General features: G+C 67.0%; 18 protein-coding genes. 9 read left to right on the forward strand and 9 right to left on the reverse strand.

Annotated features, from left to right (window positions below):
- Window positions 1-162: 162 nt before the first annotated feature.
- The 3 genes from ACESLR_RS03350 to ACESLR_RS03360 form a co-directional block, all read right to left on the reverse strand.
- On the reverse strand, window positions 163-2,349 hold the full coding sequence (locus tag ACESLR_RS03350; protein WP_373023693.1) for an HAD-IIB family hydrolase: 2,187 nt from the start codon (window positions 2,347-2,349) through the stop codon (window positions 163-165).
- Complete coding sequence (locus ACESLR_RS03355; RefSeq protein WP_373023694.1) at window positions 2,346-3,743, reverse strand: glycoside hydrolase 100 family protein; 1,398 nt, start codon at window positions 3,741-3,743, stop codon at window positions 2,346-2,348. The genes ACESLR_RS03350 and ACESLR_RS03355 overlap by 4 nt, the downstream gene beginning before the upstream one ends.
- Window positions 3,744-3,809: 66 nt before the next feature.
- Window positions 3,810-4,892 carry an EAL domain-containing protein gene (locus ACESLR_RS03360; RefSeq protein WP_373023695.1) on the reverse strand — a complete coding sequence of 361 codons (1,083 nt, stop codon included), beginning with the start codon at window positions 4,890-4,892 and terminating at the stop codon, window positions 3,810-3,812.
- 116 nt (window positions 4,893-5,008) lie between these two features.
- On the opposite strand from ACESLR_RS03360, the gene msrB reads away from it, so the two are divergent.
- Both msrB and ACESLR_RS03370 read left to right on the forward strand, forming a co-directional pair.
- Window positions 5,009-5,407, forward strand: a complete 399-nt coding sequence (gene msrB / locus ACESLR_RS03365) for a peptide-methionine (R)-S-oxide reductase MsrB (protein ID WP_373023696.1) — start codon at window positions 5,009-5,011, stop codon at window positions 5,405-5,407.
- 55 nt (window positions 5,408-5,462) lie between these two features.
- Complete coding sequence (locus ACESLR_RS03370) at window positions 5,463-6,662, forward strand: MFS transporter (protein ID WP_373023697.1); 1,200 nt, start codon at window positions 5,463-5,465, stop codon at window positions 6,660-6,662.
- Between the two features lie 182 nt (window positions 6,663-6,844).
- On the opposite strand, the gene ACESLR_RS03375 is transcribed toward ACESLR_RS03370, so the two are convergent.
- The 4 genes from ACESLR_RS03375 to gshA all read right to left on the reverse strand — a co-directional run bounded on the left by ACESLR_RS03375 (window position 6,845) and on the right by gshA (window position 13,944).
- Window positions 6,845-10,003, reverse strand: a complete 3,159-nt coding sequence (locus tag ACESLR_RS03375) for an efflux RND transporter permease subunit (protein ID WP_373023698.1) — start codon at window positions 10,001-10,003, stop codon at window positions 6,845-6,847.
- Window positions 10,000-11,100, reverse strand: coding sequence for an efflux RND transporter periplasmic adaptor subunit (locus ACESLR_RS03380; RefSeq protein ID WP_373023699.1), 1,101 nt, complete (start codon window positions 11,098-11,100; stop codon window positions 10,000-10,002). The genes ACESLR_RS03375 and ACESLR_RS03380 overlap by 4 nt, the downstream gene beginning before the upstream one ends.
- A gap of 100 nt (window positions 11,101-11,200) precedes the next feature.
- Window positions 11,201-12,217 (reverse strand): glutathione S-transferase family protein, encoded by a 1,017-nt coding sequence (locus tag ACESLR_RS03385; protein WP_373023700.1) that lies wholly within the window; start codon window positions 12,215-12,217, stop codon window positions 11,201-11,203.
- Between the two features lie 140 nt (window positions 12,218-12,357).
- The gene (gshA, locus tag ACESLR_RS03390; protein ID WP_373023701.1) at window positions 12,358-13,944 is read right to left on the reverse strand and encodes a glutamate--cysteine ligase; all 1,587 of its coding nucleotides are present in this window, start codon (window positions 13,942-13,944) and stop codon (window positions 12,358-12,360) included.
- Between the two features lie 196 nt (window positions 13,945-14,140).
- Between gshA and ACESLR_RS03395 the strand changes: the two genes are divergently transcribed.
- From ACESLR_RS03395 to ACESLR_RS03425, 7 genes are all read left to right on the forward strand, one after another.
- Window positions 14,141-14,539 carry a hypothetical protein gene (locus ACESLR_RS03395; RefSeq protein WP_373023702.1) on the forward strand — a complete coding sequence of 133 codons (399 nt, stop codon included), beginning with the start codon at window positions 14,141-14,143 and terminating at the stop codon, window positions 14,537-14,539.
- A gap of 51 nt (window positions 14,540-14,590) precedes the next feature.
- Window positions 14,591-15,511 (forward strand): helix-turn-helix domain-containing protein, encoded by a 921-nt coding sequence (locus tag ACESLR_RS03400; protein ID WP_373023703.1) that lies wholly within the window; start codon window positions 14,591-14,593, stop codon window positions 15,509-15,511.
- A gap of 115 nt (window positions 15,512-15,626) precedes the next feature.
- Window positions 15,627-16,715, forward strand: coding sequence for a class I SAM-dependent methyltransferase (locus ACESLR_RS03405; protein WP_373023704.1), 1,089 nt, complete (start codon window positions 15,627-15,629; stop codon window positions 16,713-16,715).
- Window positions 16,716-16,738: 23 nt separating this feature from the next.
- Complete coding sequence (locus ACESLR_RS03410) at window positions 16,739-17,101, forward strand: group I truncated hemoglobin (RefSeq protein ID WP_373023705.1); 363 nt, start codon at window positions 16,739-16,741, stop codon at window positions 17,099-17,101.
- A 29-nt stretch (window positions 17,102-17,130) separates the two neighbouring features.
- The gene (locus ACESLR_RS03415) at window positions 17,131-17,589 is read left to right on the forward strand and encodes a DUF302 domain-containing protein (RefSeq protein WP_373023706.1); all 459 of its coding nucleotides are present in this window, start codon (window positions 17,131-17,133) and stop codon (window positions 17,587-17,589) included.
- 15 nt (window positions 17,590-17,604) lie between these two features.
- Window positions 17,605-18,213 carry a hypothetical protein gene (locus ACESLR_RS03420; protein WP_373023707.1) on the forward strand — a complete coding sequence of 203 codons (609 nt, stop codon included), beginning with the start codon at window positions 17,605-17,607 and terminating at the stop codon, window positions 18,211-18,213.
- Window positions 18,210-18,755: a TlpA family protein disulfide reductase gene (locus ACESLR_RS03425; protein WP_373023708.1), complete on the forward strand. Its 546-nt coding sequence runs from the start codon at window positions 18,210-18,212 to the stop codon at window positions 18,753-18,755. Before ACESLR_RS03420 ends, ACESLR_RS03425 begins: the two co-directional genes overlap by 4 nt.
- A 13-nt stretch (window positions 18,756-18,768) precedes the next feature.
- Here ACESLR_RS03425 and ACESLR_RS03430 read toward each other — a convergent pair whose 3' ends face one another.
- Window positions 18,769-20,886 carry a HelD family protein gene (locus ACESLR_RS03430; protein ID WP_373023709.1) on the reverse strand — a complete coding sequence of 706 codons (2,118 nt, stop codon included), beginning with the start codon at window positions 20,884-20,886 and terminating at the stop codon, window positions 18,769-18,771.
- 101 nt (window positions 20,887-20,987) lie between these two features.
- On the reverse strand, window positions 20,988-21,304 hold a 317-nt coding region (locus ACESLR_RS03435), incomplete at its 5' end, for an ADP-ribosylglycohydrolase family protein (RefSeq protein ID WP_373066646.1).

A 21,304-nucleotide genomic window follows, 5' to 3' on the forward strand; every position in this document is an offset into this window, starting at 1 on the left:
TTAGATTCAAGGGCAACAACAGGGCAAGTACACCGCCATTGGCAGCGCCGAGACGGCCACCATTTTTTTACACCGATTTTTCCTTCCGATCTTCCACCCTTCCTGTTAACCGCTCTTGACCTTGATCTGTTTCCTTGTCGTGATCGCCGTAACAAAACCAGCCTATTCGTCGGGCTCGGTGGCGTTGTTGGGGTTTTCGCAGCGGTTGAGCAGATCGAAGTGCTCGATGCCCTCGAGGATGCCGCGGGCGTGGGTGGCCCCGGCAAAGAAGATGCGCTGGAAGCCGCGCAGGCTCTCCAGCTCGGGCTGATGGTTCCCCACCACCACGCCGAGCAGACGCCCGCGCAGCATGTCGTCGTCATTGCCGGAGTCGCCGGCCACCAGCACGTGCTCCAGCGGAATGCCCCACTTGTCGGACAGGTAGCGCACCGCCAGCCCCTTGGACGCCCGCACCGGCAGCAGGTCCAGGAAGCGGTCGTGGGAGTAGATCACCCGGGCGTGCAGGTCCTCGCGGTACAGCCGGGTCTCCACCGTCTCCGCGTCCAGGCTCCCGGGCGGCTCGACGAAGAAGCTGACCTTGAACGCGCGCTGGTCCGCGTCCGGCTGCAGGACCAGGTTCGTCTCCTGCTCCAGGCATTCGCGCAGCCGGTCCGGTTCCCAGCGATGGCTGATATGCCGCGCCCAACCGCGGTCCTCGGTCTGCTTGGTGCCGTAGTGGATCTCGCTTCCGACCGAGGTGATCCACACATCCGGCGCGGGTACGCCGTGTTCCTCGAGAATCGCCGCGGCGGAGTCGATACGCCGTCCGGTGGCCACCCCGAAGGCGACCCGCTTGCGGTTGCGCTTGAGCCAGGCGACGAAGGCGCGGGTGGCCTTGTCGTCGCCCAGCAGGGTGTTGTCAATGTCCGTGATCACGGCGCGGTCCATCTGCGCCAGGTGGCCGGAGACCCGGCGTTCGTGATGGCGTGCCTGGCGCACCTCGCGAGTCAACGACTTCACCAGCTTCACGTATTTTTCGGCATGGCCATCCCAGGAATAGTGTTGCCGCACGCCCTTGAGCCCGGCGCGCGAGTAGCGCTGCCAGCGCGGACGATCCGCCAGGATGCCCTGGATCGCGTCGGCAATGCCCTCCGGATCCAGCGGATCGACCAGTTGGCCGTTGTGACAGCGCGAGATGATCTCCTCCGGCCCGCCGTCGTTGGTGGCCACGATCGGGGCGCCGCTGGCGGCCGCCTCGATCAGGGTCAGGCCGAAGGGTTCGGTCAGCGCCGGATTGACGAACACACCCCTGCTGGACGCGACCAGGCGATAGAGATCGGGCACGTCCTCGGAGTCGTGGTGCTTGGGATAGGCCACCTGGCCGTAGAGGTCGTGCCGATCGATGCGCAGCAGCAGATCGGTCAGGACATCGCGCGCACCCTTGTCCAGGTCGGCGATGTTGTCGCGATTGCCGGCGACGATCAGGAGGTTGGCGTTTTCGCGCAGCCAGTCATTCCCGGCGTAGGCCTCGACCAGCGCACGGATGTTCTTGCGCTCGTCGGCACGCGACAGCGCCATGATCAGGGGGCGCTCGGGGTGGCGCAGGAAACGGCGGATCTCGGGCCAGATCGCCGGCTTGCGATCGCCGCGCTTCGGCGGATGAAAGCGCGCCAGGTCGGTGCCCGGCGGGATCACCTCCATGCGCTCCGGCTGGTAGTTGTCGTACGTGGCGTACTGTTCGCCGATCTCCTGGCGGGTGCTGGCGATCACGCGATGCGCATGCGCCAGGGCCTCCTCCTCGGCGTGTATCCGGGTGGAGATGTTGTAGCGCGCCTCGATATCGGCATCCGACATCCCACTCTCGCGCAGCCGTTCGCGCTTGACCCGTCCGAGGGAGTGGCCGGTCTGCAGCATCGGCGCGCCGAGGAGATTCGAGAGCTGCGCCGCGACATGCCCGGCATCGGCGTAATGCCCGTGGATGACGTCCGGGCGCAAGCCCACGCGGCGAATATGCCCCAGGGCGTTGTCGGCGAAGCAGTCAAGGTAGGGCCAGAGCTTTTCCTTGCGCAAATAGCGCCGCGGCCCGCAGTCCAAGCGCACGATATGGGCACCCTCACCGAGATCTTCTTCCGGCTCGGCATAGTCGTCGGCCACCTTGCTGTCGACCACGCGCCGGGTCAGCAGATCAACCCGGCCCACCTGCGGCTGGCGGGCCAGGGCCCGGGCCAGTTCGACCACGTAGAGCGTCTGCCCGCCGGTGTCGGCATCGCGCCCCAGTTCCAGTTCTCGCCCCCGGATCAGGCCATGGACGCTGATCAGGACGAGATAGAGGCCTTCGCCGTCGCGTGACTTGCTCTGGGTCTTTTTCATGGCACCTCGGGTTCGGGGCTGTCGAACAGGCTGAGGGTCTCGGGGTTGTCGATCAGGCCCTGCGAGACCAGCACGGCGGTCGCCGACCAGGTCTGGCGATAATTGGCCCGCCGCCCGACCAGACGGCCGTGGCGACCATCGTAGTATTCCGGCCAGTGGTCGCGGTGCAGCCGCTCGGCGGCCACGGCGTGCACGCTGCGCGCCAGGTCCGGCCGCCCGACGCGCATGGCGGCCCCGGTGAACGCCCACAGCAGCGCAGGCCAGTTACCACCATTGTGATACGACCACGGGGTATTCTTCGGGTCGGAGCCGGTCAGCAGGCGCCATTCTTCTCCCACCATGGCCGGGTAGCAGATCTTCACCGGCATGGTCCCGATCAGGTCCTCGAAGCGCTGCTCGAAGGTCTGCATGATCGAGCGCGACTGGTGCTCGTCGGCCAGCCCGAACAGCACCGCCAGCAGGTTGCCGAAGCTGAAGAAGCGAAAGTCCATGCGCCCCGGCCCGAGATTGCCGACCAGGTAACCGCTCTCGGAGGGGATCCAGTCCACCAGCCAGTCGGGGATGCTCTCGGGGTAGATGTTCAGCGCGTTCTCGGACTCGTGGCCGAAGTGCTCGGTGCGGTAGCGATGGATGTCGTTCAATCGCTCGAGGTCCAGCCAGTAGTAGTTGCGGATGTAATCGGACAGCTGCCGGGTACGGATCGCGGACTGCTCGCACAGCAGTTCCGAGTCTTTGTCACAGGGCTCGAGCATCGCCAGCGAGGCCTTCAGCATCCCGTAGAACAGGGCCTGGATCTCCAGCGGGTGGCCGAACACCCCCATGCGCCGGTCGATCATGAAGCTGCCGTCCGGCACCAGCAGGGTCGGGAAGACCTCGAAGCGATCCTGCAGGCAAATGCTCAGGATCAACCGGATGCCGCGCTGCACGTCCGCGCTCTTGATGAACGCGTCGTCCCCCGTGCGGTTCTGGTAGGCGCGCAGCAGCAGCACCCACCACATCATCGAATCCACCGGCGCCACGCGCCCGATCGCGCGATCCCCGAAATCCGCGGCCAGCGACTCGCGGCCGTTCTCGTCGGTGAACACGCGGAAGCTCGCCGGCATCACCCGTGGCAGGCGACGGTGGCCCTCGATCTCTTCCTGGGTGTCGCGGATCTGCAGGATCAGCGCGAGGAAGTCGCGCACCACCTCGGGCTCGTCATTCAGCAGGTAGACCAGCCCCGAGGGCACAAAGTCGCGGATGAAGCAGTCGGCATAGTTCTCCGCCGGCGCCCGTTCGTCCAGGCTTGCCACCGTGCCCACGGTGTGCCCGCGGTAGCGCACCTCGGCATCGCGCAGCAGCTGGTAGGCGGATTCGAGCGTCGGGTTACGGGCATCGGGCGGGAGCTGATTCATAACACCCGAGTCTATGGAAAGCGGACCCGATGTGCACGCGCCGCGGGGGCATCCACGGCGCGTGGATCACCCTGCCTCGGGATGCCGGGGCATCGGGGGCTGGGCGGCCGGTCGGGCGAACAGGTAGCCCTGGCAGTAGTCGACCCGGTCCTTCAGCCAGCGCCACTCGTCCACGGTCTCGATCCCCTCGGCCACCACCTGGGTGTCCAGGTCGCGGGCCAGCTCGACGATCTTGTCGAGAATCTTCTGCTGATAGGCGTCGCCGTCGATGCCGCTGACCAGTTCGCGGTCGATCTTCACGAAATCCGGGCGCAGCTGCGACAGCATGTTCAAGGACGCGTAGCCGGCCCCCAGATCGTCGAGTGCGACCTGGAATCCGGCACGCCGGTAGCGGTCCACAATCCGCGACAGGTGCTCGATATCCGTGACCTGGTCGCTCTCGATCACCTCGAACACGAAGCCGCTGGGGCCGACGCGATCCGCCGGACGCGACATGATCTCGCGCACCGTGGTCTCCAGGCAGAAGGCCGGGTCGTAGATCGCGGTGGGGTTGAAGTTGATGAACAGCCGGCTGCCAATCCCGCGTTCGCTGGCGCGGCGAATCGCGTTGATCCGCGCCGAACGATCCAGGTGAAACAGCAACTCGGCGTTGCGCGCCGTCTTGAACAGCTCCAGTGGCGGGATGGGATCACCCGCCGGCGTGGCCGCCCGCACCAGGGCCTCGTAGGCAAACACCTTGGAGGGATCGGCCGCAAACACGATCGGCTGGAAGTGAAAATCCAGGGCATCGTTGGCCAGGATCGTCGAGAGATCGCGGGCGTTGTGCCGGGCAATCAGCGTGGACAGCAGGTGGGTGTCCTGCAGATGCCCCAGGCCGAAATCCTCGCCCTGGGGCACGAAGGTGGCACGACAGCCGGCCTGCTCCGAACTGCTCAGGGCCTGCTCCAGTCGCACCAGCATCTCGCCCAGCCCGCCGGCACCCTTGACCGGCAGGGCCAGGATGCCGGAGGTCGGCTCGGCACAGGGCAGCCGTTCGTCTACCATGCGCTGACGCAGGGCCGCGCGGGTGTGCGCCAGAACCGGCGCCAGATAGAGAGTGCCGGACGCCGCCGGCAGCAGATCAATACGTTCGCAATCGGGGCAACCCACGACCACCTCCAGCGGTCTTGTCAGCGGTCGGACGGCGCGAACCCCGTAGCCTCCTGCGGGTCGTATCACCATGACCATCACGTGTTGAAAGACAATCCTATCGACCCGGAGGTTGCATGAGTCAAACCGATCGCCCGACGGACGCCGAACTGCGCGAACGCCTCACGCCGGAACAGTACCGCATCGCCCGCGAAGGCGGTACCGAGCGGCCGTTCACCGGCGTCTACAACGATCACAAGGCCGACGGCACCTATCACTGCGTCGCCTGCGGCGCACCGCTGTTCGACGCGGCGGCCAAGTTCGACTCCGGCAGTGGATGGCCCAGCTACACCGCCCCCGCGAGCGAGGAGGCCGTGGACGAACACCGCGACCGTTCGCTGGGCATGGAGCGCACCGAGGTGCGCTGCGCACGCTGCGACTCGCACCTGGGGCACGTCTTTCCCGACGGACCGGCACCCAGCGGCCTGCGCTATTGCATCAATTCCGCGGTCCTCGACTTTCATCCACGCGACTGACACGGCCGCCCCGCCCGGGCCAAGATGGCCCGGTCTAGCCTTGAAGGGAATCCCCATGTCCGGCCAGACCACCCCGCGCGAGCGCGCGAACGTCCTGATCCTCGCCCTCGGGCAAGCCCTCTTCCTGATCGCCGCGGTCACCGTGATGACCTTGAGCGGCGTGGTCGGGGACCGCCTGGCGAGCGATCCCTCGCTGGCCACCCTGCCGGTGGCCGCGATGATGATCGGAACCCTGGTGACCACCCTGCCGGCCTCGCTGTTCATGAAGCGCTTCGGACGGCGCACGGGCTTTCTCCTGGGGGCCGCGATCGGGGGCTTCGGCGGGGCCACCATTGCCGCCGCCGGTGTGTTTGCCGAAGCGTTCTGGGTATTCGTGCTCGGCAACCTCCTGCTGGGCGCCTACCAGGCTTTCGCCATGTACTACCGTTTCGCCGCGGCAGATGTCGCCAGCGACGCCTTTCGCCCGCGCGCCATCTCCCTGGTCATGGCCGGGGGCGTGGCCGCGGCCTTCCTCGGCCCGTGGAACGCCCATCACGCCCAGGCGCTGCTACCCGACACGCCCGAGGCCGGCCCCTACCTGCTGCTCGGGGCACTGGCCCTGCTGGCCATGCTGCTGCTGGCCTGGCTGCGCGTGCCAACACCGCCGGCAGCGGAACGTGCCGCATCCCGTCCCCTGCGCGAAATCATGCCGCAGGGCCGGTTCGTCGTTGCGTTGACAACGGCCGCCCTGGGCTACGCGGTGATGATCCTGCTGATGACCGCGACCCCGCTGGCCATGCGCCAGGCCGGCTTCGACATGGGCCAGGTTGCCCTGGTAATGCAGTGGCACGTGCTCGGGATGTTCGCCCCCTCCTTCGTGACAGGGCACCTGATCACGCGCCTCGGGCTCACGCGGGTGCTGGCGATGGGCAACGCGCTGGTGCTGTGCAGCGTGGCCACCGCCGCGCATGGTGACACCCTGGGGCACTTCTGGCTGGCGCTGTTCCTCCTGGGGGTGGGCTGGAACTTCCTGTTCATCGGCGGCAGTACCCTGCTCACCACGACCCACACGGCCGGCGAAAAGGGGAAGGTTCAGGGCGTGAACGACCTGGCGGTGTTCGCCCTGGTCACCGCCGGTGCGTTGCTGGCCGGTGCGTTGCTGCGGCCGCTGGGATGGGATGGGCTGAACCTTGCGATGCTGCCGGTGATCGCGGTGCTGACCGTCGCCGTTCTCTGGCTCTGGCGCGACGACGCCCGCGCCCCGGCACGCGCCTGACGGAGCGGTCCCTGCAGCTCCCGTCGCAGGACCGGCACTCCTGCCTCATCAACCGGTGTTTACAGTGCCTCCGGTCCGCACACAGCTCGACGAAGGCACGTAAACACCGAACGGCGAACCAGGACCAGCCACAGCAAGGCAGCCGGCCGGATGCAGCGACTGGCTTCCGAAACCCTGAGCGATCAGGGCTCGGCGCGCGGGGCGGTAGCGGCGCGGGCGCCCCGGCGCTCGCCATCGATGTCGTCGATCTCGGTGTCCAGGTCGTGGAGGCGGCGCGTGGTCGCCAATGGCGACGTCGTCCCACGCGCCACCAGACGATAGGCTGCCGGGATCACGAACAATGTAAACAAGGTGGCGAACAGAACGCCGGAAAACACCGCGACCCCGATCACGAAGCGCGTCTCCTGCCCCGGACCCGAGGCCAGAATCAGCGGAATCGAACCGGCAACGGTGGTAAGAGCCGTCATCAGCACCGGACGCAGACGCATGCGCGAGGCCTCGATGATGGCGGTATCGAAGTCGCGACCGCGATCACGCAGCTGATTGGCAAATTCCACGATCAGGATACCGTTCTTCGCCGCCAGTCCGATCAGCATGACCATGCCGATCTGGCTGTAGATGTTCAGCGTCTGCCCGGTGAGCGTCAGCCCGATCAGGGCCCCGACCACTGCCAGTGGGACGGTCAGCATGATCACGAACGGATGCACGAAGCTCTCGAACTGTGCCGCGAGCACCAGGAACACCACCAGCAGGGCCAGCGCGAACACGAACAGGATCGACTCGGAACCCGCACGCAGATCCAGCGACTCGCCCCTGTAGTCGATCCCCGCCTCGGCTGGCAGCAGCTCGGCCGCCTTCGCATCCAGCGCATCCAGGGCTTCGCCCAGCGTCATGCCGTCGCGCAGCCCCGCAGTCAGCGTCACGGCGCGCGAGCGATTGTACCGCTCGAGCGAGGAGGGACCGGCCTGTTCCTCGTAGGTCACCAGGCTGGACAACGGGACCATGGAACCTGAGCTGGAACGCACGTAGAGATTGTCGATATCGTCGGGCGTCCGGCGCTGGTCGGCCAGCCCCTCGATGATCACGTCATACTCCTCGCCACGATCGACGAAGGTGGTCACGTCGCGCCCCCCGAGCACGATATCCAGCGTGCGACCGACATCGCGCATGGAAACGCCCAGATCCCCGGCTCGGTCCCGATCCAGGCGCACATTGAGCTGGGGCTGGGTGGGCTCGTAGTCCAGGTCCACCCGGGTCAGGCCGTCAATGTCCTCGGCGGCCTCGCGCATGGTCTCGCCCCATTCCTCGAGCTGGTCATAGTCCGGCCCGGAGATCACGAACTGCACGGGCGGTCCGACACGACCGCTCGAGAGCCCCTGGCGCATGACCACGCGCGCCTCCACGCCGGGCATCTCGTTGATCATGCCACGGATCTCGTCGATCACCTCCTGTCCCGACACGTCCCGGTCGTCCCAGTGCTCCAGGATCGCGATCACGAAGCCGTTGTTCACGAGCTCGGAACCGCCAAAGCCGCGCGGCGTGCGCACCAGTGCCCGGCGGATCGGACCGTCCTCGATCAGCGGCTGGATGCGCGCCTCGACCTCGGCCATCTGGCGGCTCATGTAGTCGAAGTTGGCGCCCTCGGGACCGTCCACCAGAACGAAGAAGGACCCGCGATCCTCCTGCGGCGCGAATTCCTCGGGCAATTCGGAGAACAGGTACCAGGCACCCCCCAGCACAGCCGCGAGGATGGGCACCACCAGCCACGAGCCCTTGAGCCCGGTGGCGAGTATCCGGCCATAGCCGGCCTCGAGCGCGGCAAAGCCGCGACCGATATAGCGGGCCGCACCGGTTTCATCGTCGCCCTTGTGCATCAGGCGCCCGGACAGGACCGGCGCGAGGGTCAGCGCCACGATGCTGGAGAAGAAGACCGCAATGGCCATGGCGATGGCGAACTCGGTGAACAGCTGGCCGACCGTGCCGTCGAGGAATGCCAGGGGGACGAACACCGCGATCAGCACCGAGGTGGTCGCGACAATCGCGAACCCGACCTGGCCCGCACCTCGATAGGCCGCGAGCATCCCCGGCTCCCCCCGTTCGATACGCCGGTGGATGTTCTCCAGCATCACGATCGCGTCGTCCACGACCAGTCCGACTGCCAGCACCAGCGCCAGCAGGGTCAGCAGGTTGACCGAGAATCCGAACAAGCTGATGCCGGTGAAGGCAGCGGTGATCGCCACCGGCACGGTCACCGCCGGGATCAGCGTGGCCCGCCAGCTGCCCAGGAACAGGTAGATCACGAACACCACGGCGGCGGTGGCCACCGCCAGGGTGATGTAGACCTCCCGGATCGCACCCTCGATGAAGACCGACTCGTCGTAGGTCGTCACCAGCGAGGTGCCCTCCGGCAGGGTGTCCTGCAGGCTGGCGGCCATGGCCTTCACGCCATTGGCCACCTCCAGCACGTTGGCGTTGGACTGGCGGATAATCCCCAGCCCGATCATGTCCTCGCCGTTGCCTCGGAACTCGCTGCGCTCGGTATCCGCGCCGATATTCACCTTGGCGACGTCGCCCAGACGTACCAGTTGCCCGTCCTCGCCACGCTTGAGTACCAGACCTGCGAAATCCTCGGGTGTGCGGTATTGGCGCTCCACGCGCACGGTGAATTCACGCTCCTGGGAATCCAGGCGTCCGGCGGGCAGTTCGACGTTCTCCTGCTGCAGGGCATCGACGATGTCGGTGACGGTCAGCTCGCGCGCAGCCAGCGCCTCGCGGTCAACCCAGACGCGCATCGCATAGCTGCGGGCGCCGCCCCGGCGCACCAGCCCCACGCCGTCCACCACCGAGAGCCGGTCAATCAGATTGCGCTCGGCGTAGTCCGCCAGCTCCAGCGCATCCATGGTGGTGCTGGAGAGGTTCAACCACAGGATCGGGCTGGCATCGGCATCCGCCTTGGTCACCTCGGGCGGGTCAACCTCTTCGGGGAGATCGTCCAGCACGCGGCTGACCGCCTCGCGCACATCGTTCGCTGCGGCGTCGATGTCGCGGCTGAGGTTGAATTCGATCGTGATGCGCGACCGCCCATCCTCGCTGGAGGACTGGATGAATCGAATCCCCTCGACCCCGGCGATGCGGTCCTCGATCCGCTGGGTCACCTCGCGCTCAATGATCTCGCCGCTGGCCCCGGGATAGATGGTGTCCACGGTGACTACCGGCGGATCCACGTCCGGGTACTCGCGCAGGGGCAGGTTGTCGTAGGCGATCAGCCCGAAGGTGATGAGCAACAGGTTGAAGACAATCGCCAGTACCGGCCGGCGATTGGCGACATCGGAGATGATCATGCCCCGTCCCCGGCCTCGCCGCTATCGGATTCCCGGGCGCGCGGCGGGAGTACACGTACCTCGCGACCATCGCGCACCCGCGAGACTCCCTCGGAGACCACCGTATCCCCCGGCTCCAGACCATCCAGCACCTCGGCATAACCCGGGTCGCGGCGACCGATACGGAGACGCTGGCGTTCCACCGTACCGTCATCGCGCAGCCGGAATGCGAAGTGCTGGTCGGCCACCTGCTGGATGGCACCCTCCGGGACGGCCGGACGCTCCACCGGGTCCAGCGGCAGGCGGACGTTGACCAGCATGCCGGGACGCAGCAGCAGATCGGGATTCTCGACCAGGGCACGCACGGTGAGGGTGCGGGTGGAGACCTCCAAACGGTTGCTGACGGCCGCGACCTGCCCCTCGAACTCGCCGTTCGTGCTGTGCCCCTGCACACCCAGACCGAGATGGATGGCCGCGGTGTGGCGTTCGGGCACAGCGAAGTCGACCTTCACCACCGACACGTCGTCCAGCTCGACGATCGCGGTCCCCGGGCTGACCATTGAGCCGGGGCTGACCTGTCGCAAACCCAGACGGCCGGAGAAGGGCGCCCGGATCACCCGGTTGGCCACTCGGGCCTCGGCTGCCGCCTGCCGGGCCTCGGCCTCGTTCAGCCGTGAACGCTGCTGATCCACCTGCTGCTGCGTGACCACGCCGTCGGCCACCCGGTCGCGCACGCGTTCCAGCTCGCGCCGCGCTTCGTCCACCTGCACGCGGATCTCGCGCAGGGCGGCGCGCTCCTCGTCGGCATCCAGACGGACCAGTACATCTCCCGCCTCGACCGAATCGCCGTCGTCGAACAGGACCTCGACCACGCGTTCGGTCACGCTCGCGGTCACCATCACCGACTCGTTGGCCTCCACCGTACCCAGGGACTCGACGATGGTTTCGAAGGTGCGCGGGGCGATCTCGCTGACGCGTACCGGCGTGCGTTCGTCGCGTTCATCCGCGGTCATGGGCCCGTCGTCGCCATTCTCTTCTTCCGGGCCGAACGCGTACCAGGCAGCAGCGGCTACGGCCACCACCAGGACCAGCCCCAGGAATCCACCAATCGCCTTCACTTGCCTCTCCCCCGACACGGATGTGGCCCGGCGAGGGAGACACTGAAACGGTGTCTCCCTCGCCGGGCCACGGTTGGACGTTCCAACAGTGTAACGACCGTCACGTTTCGTCGACGTTCCGCAGCGCCGTCGGCAGGTCGCCCAGGGGGCGGCCGTGTGGCCGGGTGTAGTCGGTCACCGGGCCCTTTGGCACGATACCGCTGGGATTCAGCATCGGATGGCTGCCGTAGTAGTGCGCCTTGATGTGGTCCACACGCACGGTTTCGGCCACGCCCGGACGCTGGTAGAGCATGCGCAGGTAGGCCGAAAGCGCCGGGAAGTCGATGATCCGCTGGCGGTTGCACTTGAAATGGCTGTAGTAGACCGGGTCGAAGCGCAGCAGCGTGGTGAACAGGCGCCAGTCGGCCTCGGTGAGGCGGTCACCGACCAGGAACGGTTGATGCGCCAGGCGCTCCTCCAGCCAGTCGAGCGTCTCGAACAGGCGATCCCAGGCTGCGTCGTAGGCCTGTTGCGTGGTCGCAAAGCCCGCGCGGTAGACGCCGTTGTTCACGTTCTCGTAAACCCGCTCATTGACCGCATGGATCTCCCCGCGCTGGTCCTCGGGGTAGAAGTCCAGGGTGTTGTCGGTGATGTGATCGAACGCGTTGTTGAACATGCGCACCAGGTCTTCCGACTCGTTGTTCACGATCCGGTCGGTCCGGGTGTCGAACAGCACCGGAACCGTGATGATACCGGTGTACTTCGGGTCGGTGCGCGTATAGAGCTCGTGCATGTGACGCGAACCGTGCAGGCGATCGCCGGTGCAACCGTCGCAAGCATCGAACGACCAGCCGGCATCGCCCATGTAGTGATGCACCACCGATAGCCCAATGTGTGGCTCCAGCCCCTTCAGCCGGCGCAGGATGAGCGCACGGTGCGCCCACGGGCAGGCATAGGAGACGTACAGGTGGTAGCGCCCGGATTCGGCCGGATAGCCACCCTCGCCCAGCGGGCCCGCCGTGCCATCGGGGGTCACGAAGTTGCGGTACTGCTGGTCCTGGCGGATGAACTCGCCGTTCGCGTCGGATTCCTCGTCCAGCCAGCCCTCGCGCAGCTCGCCGTTGATCAGAAGACTCATGGATACCTCCGGGTACAGCGCCACTTGGCGGGGCAGCGAGCGGGTCAACTCGCAGAGGCCATGGTCCCATCGAACTTATCGAACAAAAAGCGCGTTAAATGGGCTCCACTATTCGATAAAACCGAATAATAAAGCGGTGCTCAACCCGTGCGCAGGGTGCCGTCGAAATAGCGCGCGAGGAAGGCATCGAAATCGAGGGTGTCGGCGGCCTCGATGTCCGCCTGCCCGGAGAGGCTCTCGCGCGCCAGCGCCTCCAGGGTCTCCGCGCGCGGCAGCGGCCCGTTGAAGCGGAAGGCCTCGCGATGCTGGGCCGACAGTCGGCGCGCATAGCGGTAGAAGCCCTCCTCGCGCGCCATCATGTCTTCCAGCATGCGCGCCGAAGGCGTCAGGTCCGCCTGCTCGACCTTGCCCCACTGTTCGCTCAGTGCGCGCCGATAGGGGTCGCCCGGAAGCTCCTGGTCGAGGATCGCGGCCACCGGACGCATCAGCGCCAGCAGTTCCCGGGCCCAGTCCTGTAGCGCAACACCCTCGCCCTCCCGGCGCAGCTCGAGGCCCGGGCGCCGCCCGTAATGCGCGACATCCAGCAGGTTGCGGTCGATGGCGTCCAGTTCGCCGTCGCCCAGCAGGGGGCTGGGTTGCAGCAGGCAGGTCAACGCGAACACCTCGAGAAAGCGCAGCTGGGTCTCGTCCACCCCCAGCGGATGCTGGGCGTTGATGTCCACCGAGCGCAGCTCGACATATTCGATGCCGCGCGCCTCCAGGGCATCGGTCGGCTTCTCGAAGCGCTCCAGCGGCTGCTTGGGCCGCACGGTGGAGTAGTACTCGTTCTCGATCTGGAGGATGTTGGCGTTCAACTGGCGGTATTCGCCGTCCACCTTCACCCCGATGCGTTCCCACTCCGGGCTGGGCGTGTTGATCGCGCAGCGTAGCGAATCGACATAGCCGGCCAGCGAGTTGTAATCCGCCTTGATGCCGGTATCCGCCTCCTTGCGGTTGGTATAGCCGATATCGCCCATGCGCAGGCTGGTGGCATGCGGCAGATAGGACGTGTCGTCATCGAAGTCCTCAAGCACCGCGCCGTGGCCCTCGAGAAACGAGTTGCACACCGCCGGCGAGGCCCCGAACAGATACGGCACCAGCCAGCCAAAGCGCAGCAGGTTGCGGATCATCCCCATCATCCGCTCGTCGCGAAAGGCGCGACCGTCCGTCTCGCCCGACACATGGGCCAGGGCCGGCCAGAACTCCGGGCGCGGGGAATAGTTGAAGTGCACCCCGGCGATCACCTGCATCTTGCGCCCGTAGCGATGGCCCAGTCCGATGCGGTAGACGGTCTTCATGCGCCCGGCGTTGGAGGTACCGTACTGCGCGACCGGGATTGCCTTGTCGTCCGCGGTCACGCAGGGCATGGAGGTGGACCACAGGGTCTCGTCGCCCACATTGGCGGCGGCAAAGGCCTGCAGGTCGTGCAGAAAACCAAGGGTCTCGCGCACGTCCTCGAACGGCGGGGTCACCAGTTCCAGCAACGCCTCGGAGTAATCCGTGGTGATGTAGGGGTGAGTCAGCGCCGAGCCGAGGGCCGCGGGGTGCAGCGTCAGGGCGGGGGAACCTTCAGGCCCCACGCGCAGGGTTTCCTTTTCCAGACCGATGCGCCCGTGCAGGCCCGCCCCCGCCAGGCGCTCCGCCAGCTGCGCGACCAGTCCCTGCAGATTGCGTTCGTCGGTTCCCAAGGGCGTGCCGTCCTGCTCGAATCAAAACCCGGCGAACATACCCGAATGCGCCTCCCGGGTCACATGCACCGGGTTCCGGCACTGGTGACCGGCGTCCCAGGCCGCACGCAGGAGGAGACCCCGGAATCATTCGCGGGCTTGCCCGGATACCGCCTATCTATTAGCTTTTCCTAATACTTATGCCATCGAGGTCCAAGTGGAACCGGAGCCGCAGCGCCGCAGCTGGGACGAGATCGTGGTGGACGCCCTGCGTGCGCCGGCCACGTGGCTGTTCATCCTCGGACTCATGCTGGGGGCGGGGGCGGTGCACTGGGGCGTGGAGCCTCCCCCGGCCGAAGGCGCCTTGATGGTCACGCTGCACAATGACAGCGATGTGGCCATCCGTGCCGTGCACTTCGATTTCGGACATGACCTGTCGGAATCCAGCATCCGCGAGGGCGAGATCGGCCCCGGTGAACGCCGACGCGTAGCGCTGAACCACGTGCCGGGCGCCGGCTTCAATGTCGAGATCCGCTACGCCGACGGCCACGTACAGGCGTTCTGCGCCAATCGCGGGGTGGACGGCTGGGCACAGGAGGTCCGCGTCGACCGGTGAATCTGGCAGGTGGCACCGGCATGGCCTATACAGGACATGCGGGGTGAGAAAATGCCGCAGACATGGTCGAACATGGTGGAGCTGTACACCCGCGGGCGAAACGTACCGCGCCTGCGCGAGACACGCGCGGACGCAACCCGAGCGGTTTCGATGCTGGAGGCCAGCCAGCCGCCGGGCGAATTCGCCACGCCCGCGTCCGACGACCTGATCCTGAGCCAGTCGGCCGGTGGGCCGTTTCGCTACGTCTGCGACCTCGGTGCCGGGCGCTTCTCCGGACACACTCGCACACGGGATTTCGTGGCCATCGCCCCGGGAACCGCGACCTGGTGCCGCGTGAGCCATCCGGCCCGGCTGCGTTTCGTCGGCATCCCCGCACACCTGGCCCGGAGCTGCCTGGACCGTCCTACGGACGATCCGCTGGACTTCGGCCCCATCCACATGTGCCACCACAGCGACCCGCTGATTGCCCAGGGCCTGGAGCTTCTATGGCTGGAGATGGGCCGCGACGACCCCGCCGCGCGCCTGTTCGTGGACAGCATGATGGCCGCCCTGGTCGTACGCATGGCCCGGCTCGCCAGCCAGGCCACACTGACCGATCGCTTCCGGGGCGGCCTGGCACCGCATCGCTCGGCGCAAGTCATCGACTACATGCAGGCCCACCTCGACCAGCCCGTCCGCCTCGCCGAACTCGCCGCCCTGTGCGACCTCTCGCCCTGGCACTTCGCGCGCGCCTTCCGCGATACCCACGGCCAGCCGCCCCACCGCTACCTGACTCGCCTGCGCCTGGAGCGCGCCCGCGAATGGCTGACCACGTCCTCATGCAGCATTAGCGAAATCGCCGCCGCCACGGGCTACACCCCACAGCAACTGGCCCGCCATTTCCGCCAGGCCTTCGGCATGGCGCCCGGGGCCTTCCGCCGCCAGCACCAGGACCACCCGGGCCCGCGAGCGGACGACGCGCCAACCCCCTGACACAACGCCGCAAGAATCGACCATCCGGCGCAAGCCTGTGACCGCAAGGGCCCGCGGCGAGGCCTAGGCTCGAAATGAAAGCCGACACCTCGGCGCCATCGCGGAGGTCACCCGCATGTCGTCTGTCCCTGAAACCCATCCCGCCGCAAAGGGCGCAGAGGCCTTCGCCGATCACCTGGCCGATGTTCTCAACCACGGCGCCCTGTGCCTGATGCTCTCGGTCGGGCACCGCACCGGGCTGTTCGACGGCATGCGCGGGCGGCCAGCGTCCACCTCCCACGAAATTGCGCAAGCCACCGACCTGGCCGAGCGCTATGTGCGCGAATGGCTCGGCGCCATGGCCACGGCCGGCATCGTCACCGTGGAACCGGAGGGGCCGCGCTTTACCCTGCCGCCCGCGCACGCCGCCTGTCTGACCCGCGCGGCGGCGGCCGACAACCTGGCCGTGTTCGCCCAGTACATCGCTGTCTTGGGCGCCGTCGAGGACCGGATCGTCGCCGCGTTCCGCACCGGCGCCGGCGTCCCCTACGAACGCTACACACGCTTCCACGAGGTCATGGCCGAGGACAGCGGCCAGTCCGTCCTCTCCTCCCTGGAAAGCGATGTCCTGCCCCTGGTGCCAGGCCTGACCGACCACCTCGAGTGCGGGATCCGGGTGCTGGATGTCGGCTGCGGACGCGGCCGCATCATCAACCGCCTGGCGACACTCTATCCGCGCAGCCGGTTCACCGGCCTGGATGTCTCGACACAGGCCATCGAGCACGCCCGCGCCGAGGCAGCAGCGGGCGGGCTGACCAACGTCGAGTTCGTCGAGGCGGATGCCGCCGGGATGGATCGCCATGTCGAGCCGCAGGGATACGAATTGATCACCACTTTCGACGCCATCCACGATCAGGCCGACCCCCTGGCGGTGCTACAGGGCATCCACCGGGCGCTCATGCCCGAGGGGATCTACCTCATGCAGGACATCCGCGGCTCCGGGCAGATCCCGGGCGATCTCGACCATCCGCTCGGGCCCTTTCTCTACACGGTCTCCTGCATGCACTGCATGCCGGTATCGCTCGCACAGGGCGGGCCCGGCCTGGGCGCGATGTGGGGCGAACCCCGGGCGCGCGACTACCTGGAACGTGCCGGCTTCCGCGACATCCGCGTCCATCGGCTGGCGCATGACCCCCAGAACAACTGGTACGTGGCCACCCGATAACGAACACATAGGAGGACCGCATCATGAACGCCCCCAACCTCTACGAACGCCTCGGCGGCGAGGCACGCATCCGCGAACTCGCCGGCACCATCTTCGACAAGCACAAGAACAACACGACGATCCACAACCGCTACGTCGACAGCGATCGCGACAACGTGATCCGGCTGGTCACGGAGTTCATCTGCAACGGGACCGGCGGTCCGCAGGCCTACAGCGGTCGCGACATGCTCACCACCCACCGCGGCATGAACATCAGCGAGCAGGAATTCGTCGCCGTACTCGACGACATCGTCGAGGCTCTGGACGAACACGGGGTCGGGCAGCGCGAGAAGGAGGAGCTGCTGATGATCTCCTGGTCGCTGAAACCCGAGATCGTGCGCGTCTGAACACCCTCATGCCCCAGGAGGAACCGACCATGAACACCCGACATTCCATCACAACGCTGGCCATGGCCGCGGCCATGGCACTCACCCTGACCGCCCCGCTGGTGGCGGCCGAACCCGACGACCACTTCATCATCCGCGACGGCGAACAGTCCCGCGAGGACCTGGCGACGGCGATTCGCGAATACACCGAAAACGAGGAGGACTGGATCTTTCTGGCCGAGTTCGATCTGGCCGGCGGTGACATCACCGCCCTGAAAGTCTGCTACCTGCCTCTGGGGCCGGACATCCTGGATGCCGGACTGCATGTCGGGGCGATGATGCCCTGCGGCCAGATCGGCCTGTACGAGGAGGATGGCGACACCAAGCTGTCCATGCTGCACCCCAAGTTCATGACCACGCTGCAGCCGCACCCAAGCCTGGAACGCGCGGCCGAACGCGCGGAACCGGCCTTCGAAGCGCTGCTGGATCATGTCCTCGGTGGCTCGTAGGCGATCCCGGGTGCGATGGGTCCTTCGCTGCGTGACACGATGATCGCGATCCTTGCCCTGGCCGTGCTGGCGCTGGCCACGCCACCGGCGGCGAGCAGGGGAGAAACGGGGGCGCTGGAGGCCCACACGGATGCCACCAGCGATCTGACCACCTGGACGTGGCGGGGCGAGGACCTCTCGCTGGAACTGGCGCAGCTACTGCCCGACCAGACGCGCGCGTTCTTCCAGGCCCGGGGCTTCGGCACCGAGCACGCCGAGCGCATCGCAGGCCACTGCGTCTTTCAGGCAGTGCTGCGCAATCACGGCCAGCGCGCCGCCATCGAGGTGGATCTGCACGACTGGCGCAGCCACGGGCCGGAGGGCAAGTCACGCCCGCGCCCGGACCGCGACTGGCAGGCGACAGGGTCGCAGGAAGAGCTACCGGAAGCGGCGCGTATCGCCTTTCGCTGGGCCCTCTTCCCCGGCGAGCACCGCTTCGAGCCGGGCGACTGGCTGATGGGCATGGTCCTGTTCGACCACCCACCGGACACGCCCTTCGACCTGACCCTGCGCTGGCGCATGGCCGGGGAAGTACGTCAGGCCAGGCTTCCCGGCCTGCGCTGCGCCGACGACCAGCGGGAATGATCACCATGTACCGCATCGCGGCAGGGTTTCTTCTGCTGGCCATCTCGACGGGAACCGGCGCGGCGGGCGCCGACACCCTCACCGCCATCGAACCGCGCCCGGACGCGCCACCCCTGGAACTTGAGGATCTGGACGGTCGCGAACATGCCCTGGACGACTATCACGGCCAGGTCGTGGTCGTGAACTTCTGGGCAACCTGGTGCCCGCCGTGCCGGGAGGAGTTGCCCTCCCTGCAGCGGCTGCGGGAAGTCCTGGGGCCCGACGGGCTCGTCGTGCTCGGGGTGAACGTCGGCGAAGACGCCGATCGCATCTTCTTCTTCACCGCCGATTATCCGGTCGACTTTCCCCTGCTGATGGACCGCGATGCCACCGCCATCGACACCTGGCCCGTCCGCGGCATCCCCACCACCTTCGTGATCGACCCCGAGGGCCGCATCGCCTACCGCGCCATCGGCGCCCGCGAGTTCGACCACCCCGACATCCTGGAACGCCTGCGCGGCCTGCAGCGGAGCCTACCGCGGGACACCCCTGCGGCCGAGTGACGCGCCGGCGTCTTCAGCGGGGCGCGGCTCGATCCACCCCGTTGTCCGGGGCGCCGGGCAGCCACGAGCTGGGCGCGCCGGTGTGGGTCAGGACAAGCCGGTGCATCGCGCGGGTACAGGCGACGTAGAGCAGGTTGCGGTCGAGCTCCGTGGTGTAGTGCTTTGCCGAGACTTCCGGCACGAGGACGGAATCGAACTCCAGGCCCTTGGCCATGTGCGCGGTGGTCACGATCACACCGGCGCCGAAGTGCTGGCTGCCGGCGTCGAGCAACTGCAGCCGCTCGTGCGTACCTTCCAGTGCCTCGTACACCTTTTCCGCCTGCTTCTGGGTCTTGCAGATCACGCCGAGGGTAGTAAAACCGGATTCGACAAAGGCCGTGACCTCGTCGCGCAGGCCCTGCAGCTCCTTCGCGCGCGACGCGTACCGCCGCAGCGCCGGCGACTCGCCGTGACGCTCGATGACGCGCAGATCGGGGTTGGGCACGATCCCCGTAGCGAAGGCCATGATCTCGTAGCTGGAACGATAGCTGGTGTTCAGCTCCACCTTCTTGGCATGGCGCAGCGCGGCCCGGATCGTGTCGGCGTGCGAGGAGCTGTACGGGTTCACCGACTGGCTGGCATCCCCGAGGATGGTCTTGCGGCAGTCGAACAGCTGCCGCAGCACCGCGTACTGCACCGGGGTGTAGTCCTGCATCTCGTCGACCAGCAGGTGCTTCACGTTGCGGTACGGCGAGCGGATGCCCTCGAGCTTCATCTTCAGGTAGATCAGCGGGAACACGTCGGCATATTCCAGCCGCCCGCCCTTTGCCTGGCGGAACAGTTCCGGATCGCCCAGCCAGTCGAAAAACGCACGGTAGGTCTCACGCAGCGTGGACTGCCGGATCATCCCGCGCACGGCCTCCTTGAGTTGCTTGCGGTTGTCCGGGGTCAAGTCATAGCGATACTCCATCGCCACCTTCTGCTCCACCTCGCGCAGCAGCTGTTCGACGCGTTCCGGTACGCGCAGCGTAGGGTGCCGATCCCAGATCTCCTGTAGCAGGAAGGCCGGGATCAGCCGGCGGGCGATCCAGACATCCTCCGGCTGGAACCGACTCTTCTCGACATGCGCGGCGTAGGCGTCGAGCCGATGCAGGAACTCCGGTGCGGCCTTCACCTGCATGCGCCGCTTGAGCTCGGGATCGTCCTTGTGCAGCAGCGCGTCGGTCTGCTCGAAGAAGGTCTGGAAGCGGTACTGCCCCTCCAGCAGGGTGTCGGCCACCTCCTCCATGCCGATTTCGCCCACGGTCTCCTCGCCCAGCTCCGGCAGCACGTTGGCGATGTAGTCGGCAAACACCCGGTTGGGCGAGATGATCAGGATGTCCTCGGACGACAGCGTGTCCTTGTAGCGGTACAGCAGCCAGGCGATACGGTGCAGCGCGATGGAGGTCTTCCCGGAACCGGCCACGCCCTGGATGATCAGCGCCCGGGCCTCGTCGTCGCGGATGATGGCGTTCTGGTCGCGCTGGATGGTCGCGACGATGTTGCGCATGCCCTCGTCGGAGGTGCGCGAAAGCTCCTCCTGCAGCACGTCGTCCACCACGTTCACCGAACTGTCGATCATCAGCTCGATGCGCTCGCCGCTGATACGGAACTGGCGCTTCAGGTGCACATGGCCGTCCACCGTGCCCTCCGGCGCCTCGAAGCGTACCGGACCGGTCTCGTAGTCGTAGAACAGGCTGGCAATGGGCGCGCGCCAGTCGTGGATCACGTTCTCGCGGGCAGTATCGTCGAAGAAATGGTGCACGCCGATGTACACCGGCTCGGCCTCCCCCGCGCCGTCACGGGCGAAGTCGAAGCGCCCGAAGTACGGCGAACGCTGCAGCTTCCGCAGCTGCCGGCGCCGCTCGGCGAGGTTGCCGGCACTGCGCTCGGACTGGTCGATGGACTCGCGCTGCGCAATCTTCTCGATGTGGTCCATCTCGTCGCGCGCATCCCACAGATAGCGCTTCTGCTCGCGGATCTCGCCCGCGTAGTCCTGCAGCCGCGCCTCGATGGCGCTCAGGTTGCGCTCCAGGCGCGCGTGCACCTTGGCCAGGCGGACCTGCTCCTCGTCGCGGGCCTGCTGCTCGGCGGGATCGGGGTTCGCGCTCATGATCGCTCCGGACGGCACAAAGCCCGGACTCTAACGAGAATGCCGGACGGATTCACGTGCGGGCACGGCACACTGTGGAACCGGCGCCCCGGTCCGGCCGTTCACGCGGGAAAACGGCGCTCGAAGGCGCGCGTAGTCTCCAGGAGATTCGGCGGCAGGCGCGCCTCGGCCTGCTCGCGGATGGTATCCGGCACCCCGAAGTACGCCTCGACGATGCCGCCGGCCATGCAGGCCTGGGTATCGGCATCGCCGCCCAGCGACACGGCATTGCGCACCGCTTCCTCCCAGGAACCGGCCTCGAGAAGGGCCATGATCGCCTCGGGCACCGATCCCTGGCAGGAGACGTCGAAGGCGTAATCCGGCCGGATGTCCGCCAGCCGTCGGTCGAGGTTGTAGCCGAAGCGGCGGGTGATCTCCC

Origin of the sequence: Thioalkalivibrio sp. (genome assembly GCF_041685615.1) — a bacterium.
Lineage (GTDB): Bacteria > Pseudomonadota > Gammaproteobacteria > Ectothiorhodospirales > Ectothiorhodospiraceae > Thioalkalivibrio.